Genomic DNA, 4,169 nt, shown 5'->3' with positions numbered 1-4,169 from the left:
AAAAAGTAGTTGACTTTTTATGTATTTTTGTTATAATGAATTTGTAATTATAGTGAGCACCCTTAGCTCAACTGGATAGAGTACCTGACTACGAATCAGGCGGTTAGAGGTTCGACTCCTCTAGGGTGCATAGAAAAAGCGAAGTCGGTTGACTCCGTTTTTAGATTGTTTGCGGGAAGTAGCTCAGCTTGGTAGAGTACTTGGTTTGGGACCAAGGTGTCGCAGGTTCGAATCCTGTCTTCCCGATAGAAGATTCGCGCTGGTGCAGCCATCATGAGGGGCTGGTACAGCTTCTTTTTTGAAATCAATAAGAGTCCGGAATGTACATTTCGGATTTCTTTTGTTATTCTGGCGCTTGATGTTTTCCAAATGTTCTTATAAATTGTTAGCTTCTCGAGCTCTTGAAAGTTGTAAATAAAACTAGTGAAGCTTGGATAATTTTTTAGTTTGATTTTAGTCTACCATCTTGAAATTAGAAAATGATAGGCAGGGCGAGCGGCAGACTGCTCAAAACGCCGTTTTGAAGTTGTGTATAGTTACAAAAAGCGTACGACAAGGTGAGCTAACCATGCTAATACTCTTTGAAAGTCGAAGAAGGCTGCATTAGAGGTCTTTGATGAAGTCCTATTCTACCTGCATCGGTTTGCTTGGTCATCTCCAAATTTCCTTGAAAAGTATAAGCTATATTGGCAGTCATGTCTGGTCCTGCGGATCTTTTCTGTCGGTCTTTCAGGCGCTGGCTAGTCTGAATTTTCAGGATTTGAATACAGAGTGAAATTACATCAGTGAATATTCATCTGACAGCATAATGGTTTCTTTTCCATCGTTGTCAACAATATAGACTTTTCTAGGGAAATAGGGGTCGAAAGGATAGTTTAAATCAAAGGCGATGGCTGTGTTGAAATTTTTCTGGGTGAATCGCAGAGTGACTTTTCCCTTGTGATTGATGATTTCGAACTTAAGGACAGAGCGCAGTTCGAAAACCCCTTTGAGATTATTGTCAATGATATGCCAAAAAGAGTCTACGATTTCCTCAGGGAGGCTGGTCATAATGCCAAAGCTGGCGTATCTTCCGTGTGTATTTGTAAATGCCATGAGAGACTCCTTTCCTGCAGCTGATTTTCTTATATCATACCGAAAAATACTTGAGAAAGCAAGGAATTGCTATGCTTTAACCCCTGTCCGATCCAATCTTTCGAATCTCCATACTCGTCGGAAATTTCTTCCGATTATGTCAGCGGCGTCTTTCTGTTCGCCAGCATGCCAGCGCCTGCTTTCTTGGTTTGCTGATGATTTTCATTAAGTACGGCCTTTTCGAAAAGTCAGCTTGACAAAAGAAAAAGAGCTTGCGCTCTTTGACAACTTTATCGATTCTTTAGTTCAACATAACGTTTGTACCAAATATTTACATAAGCATCTGAAAACGGACCTCGCCCTTTATTAATCCAGTCAACCAGGATTTTGACATTTTCTTTGAGAATGAAATCCAAATCATTAGAATATTTCATCTGTTTTTTGTGGCGTTCATATTCCTCGACATCCAGCAGGCGCTTTTCACCGTCTGCAAAGACCTTGACATCCAAATCATAGTCAATGTACTTGAGGGCTTCGCTGTCCAAATAGTAAGGACTGGCCAGATTGCAGTAATAGGAGGTTCCATTGTCACGAATCATGGCAATGATATTAAACCAATATTTCTTATGAAAGTAGACAATGGCGGGTTCGCGTGTTACCCAGCGTCGGCCATCGCTCTCTGTTACTAAGGTATGGTCATTGACGCCGATAATGGCGTTTTCTGTTGTCTTTAGTACCATGGTATCTCGCCAAGTGCGGTGAAGATTCCCATCATGCTTATAACTTTGAATTGTAATAAAGTCGCCTTCTTTTGGAAGTTTCATAACTTACCAACTTTCTACAATTTTTAAAGTTTATCACCTTTATTGTAACATATTTTCATAGAAATGCATAAGTTTTCAGAGAAAAAACTTACAGATATTCCCTCAGGGCGCTGGCAATGTCAGAAAAATCATAGCCTTTACGGGCCAAGGCCTGAGTGAGGCGCTGTTTTAAGTCGTAACCATCGTATTTTTTGGAATATTTGCGGTATTGCTTGTCCAGCTCTTTGTAGAGCAGCTCTTGCTGGTTTTCTTCGTCTTCTTCGATTTCTAGATGCTGATAAGCTGCTTTGGCTTGGCTATAGGAGAATCCTTTATTAATCAAGGATTGGAGAATTTTATCCTGCAGGGCCTTGCTGGGGAGTTTTCCCTGATATTTTTTCAGCAGTTTTTCGGCCACCTTATCGGTCAATTCTGTGAAGTCAGACTGATTAAGTTCTTCCTCAATAACTGCGCTGGAAATGCCTTTTTGACTCAGCTTTTGCTGAAGGACGTAGGGGCCTTTGTCCCCTGAAAGCAGATTGGACTGGATAAAAGACTGGGCATACTGGCGGTCGTCCAGCCAACTGTCAGCTTTGAGCTTGCCAATGACGCCGCTGATGATGCTTTCTTCAATGCCGTGTGCGACCAGATAATTCCGTACTTCCTGAGTGGTTCGCTGCTTGAAGGACAGGTGATAGAGAGCTAGATTTTTTCCATGGGAAAATTGGGCATACTTTTGAATTTCCTGCAGATCCTGCTCCTCTATTTCCATCCCCTTAGACAGCATGAAACGGACAATGGTGTCTTCTGTAATATAGAGGCGCTCACTGTCGTCCAGCTCCAGCAGATAGAGGCGCTTTTTCTTTTCGATTTTGGTGATTTTCATAGGTGGTGGTTGAGAATTCCTTTCTTCTAGCCAAAGGCTTCAAAGGCGGCAATCAGGCGGAGTTTGTCTGCATCAATGTCTTCTCTGCCGTAGCAGTCAAGAAAAAGCTCGGCGTAGGCAGGGTCAGATAGATTGTAGGTCAGAGACCAGACCGCCCAGTAAAGGTCAATATGCCGGTCGCTGAAGCCGGCTAATCCTAAATCAATAAAGCAGGAAAAGGTTGCTGCGTCTTTCAGGATAAAATTGGGCAGGCAGGCATCTCCGTGGATCAAGGCATCTGCTGTCAAAAGGTGTCCTTGCTCCTGAATCAGCTGATAGGCTTCTTCTCGATTCTGGATTTGAAATTGGGGCAGTAAAGCCTTTTCGTAAAAGCAGCCTTTTTGGTAGTTGTCCTTAGCTTCTTGTTTGTAATCTTCGATGCGATTGCTGACTGGGAAATGCTGGGGCCGCAGGCCGTGAAGTTTTTTGAGTGAGGCTGCCATAGTCTGGCACAGTGCTTCTGCCTGCCCGAGAAATGCAAGGGCGCTTTTGCCGGAAGCTTCTCTGGTCAGCAGATAGTCCTGATCTGTACTGAAATAGGAAAGGACTGGGACGCCGAGTCCTTGCTCTTCAAACCATTTGGCAAGTGTGGCTTCCTGGGCTAATTTGCCTTTTTGGTCCATCTTCAGGTAATAGCCTGTGTCTAAGTAAAGGACTGTTGCCCCTGAATGGGAGGAAGAATCGTAAATATTGGCCCTCTCTATATCAGTTCGTATTTCTTGAGGGAAATGGTCCAGTGGGAGAGATATTTTTTCTGTTTTCATACTTTTATTGTAACATATTCTCAACGAATGCGAAGCTGCGTGGTATAATAGAAGCATGAATGTGAAAGTGAAGCAAAGAATCCCTTTGAAAATTAAGAAAATGGGCATTAATGGGGAAGGGATTGGATTTTATAAGAAGACGCTGGTCTTTGTGCCGGGGGCGCTCAAGGGCGAGGAAGTTTACTGTCAGGTGACCAAGGTCCAGCGGAATTTTATCGAGGCCAAGCTCTTGACTATCAATAAGCGGTCAAAATTTCGGGTGGAGGCGCCTTGTGAGATCTATGACAGCTGCGGCGGCTGCCAGATCATGCACCTGCACTATGACAAGCAGCTGGAATTCAAGGAAGACTTGCTGCGGCAGGCTCTGAAAAAATTTGCGCCGGCGGGTTATGAAAGTTATGACATTCGGCCGACCATCGGTATGCAGGAGCCGCTCTATTACCGGGCCAAGCTGCAGTTTCAGACTCGGAAGTTCAAGGGCGAGGTCAAGGCAGGTCTCTATGCGCAGAATTCTCACTATCTGGTCTCGCTGAAAAACTGTTTGGTTCAGGACAAGCTGACGCAAAAATCATCAATAAGGCGGCCCGGCGTTTTACGGGTAAA

4 protein-coding genes, 2 tRNA genes and 1 pseudogene are annotated in these 4,169 nt (G+C 43.8%); 3 read left to right on the top strand and 4 right to left on the bottom strand.

Annotated elements, in window-relative coordinates:
• Positions 1 to 56: 56 nt before the first annotated feature.
• Positions 57 to 130 (top strand) — tRNA-Arg (locus STRDD11_RS09450).
• A gap of 42 nt (positions 131 to 172) precedes the next feature.
• A tRNA-Pro gene (locus tag STRDD11_RS09445) sits at positions 173 to 246 on the top strand.
• 531 nt (positions 247 to 777) lie between these two features.
• On the opposite strand, the gene STRDD11_RS09440 is transcribed toward STRDD11_RS09445, so the two are convergent.
• The 4 genes from STRDD11_RS09440 to STRDD11_RS09425 all read right to left on the bottom strand — a co-directional run bounded on the left by STRDD11_RS09440 (position 778) and on the right by STRDD11_RS09425 (position 3,566).
• A complete protein-coding gene (locus tag STRDD11_RS09440; RefSeq protein WP_128837102.1) occupies positions 778 to 1,095 on the bottom strand; it encodes a DUF960 domain-containing protein in 318 nt (105 codons plus the stop codon).
• Positions 1,096 to 1,364: 269 nt separating this feature from the next.
• On the bottom strand, positions 1,365 to 1,898 hold the full coding sequence (locus STRDD11_RS09435) for a nucleoside tri-diphosphate phosphatase (protein ID WP_128837101.1): 534 nt from the start codon (positions 1,896 to 1,898) through the stop codon (positions 1,365 to 1,367).
• A gap of 88 nt (positions 1,899 to 1,986) precedes the next feature.
• On the bottom strand, positions 1,987 to 2,763 hold the full coding sequence (recX, locus tag STRDD11_RS09430; RefSeq protein WP_128837100.1) for a recombination regulator RecX: 777 nt from the start codon (positions 2,761 to 2,763) through the stop codon (positions 1,987 to 1,989).
• A 26-nt stretch (positions 2,764 to 2,789) separates the two neighbouring features.
• Positions 2,790 to 3,566, bottom strand: a complete 777-nt coding sequence (locus tag STRDD11_RS09425; protein WP_128837099.1) for an aminoglycoside 3'-phosphotransferase — start codon at positions 3,564 to 3,566, stop codon at positions 2,790 to 2,792.
• A gap of 55 nt (positions 3,567 to 3,621) precedes the next feature.
• Between STRDD11_RS09425 and STRDD11_RS14535 the strand changes: the two are divergent.
• A pseudogene (locus tag STRDD11_RS14535) lies at positions 3,622 to 4,169 on the top strand (TRAM domain-containing protein); the annotation flags it as partial.

The organism is Streptococcus sp. DD11 (assembly GCF_001578865.1).
Classification (GTDB): domain Bacteria; phylum Bacillota; class Bacilli; order Lactobacillales; family Streptococcaceae; genus Streptococcus; species Streptococcus panodentis.
This window is presented reverse-complemented; position numbering and strand designations above follow the sequence as displayed.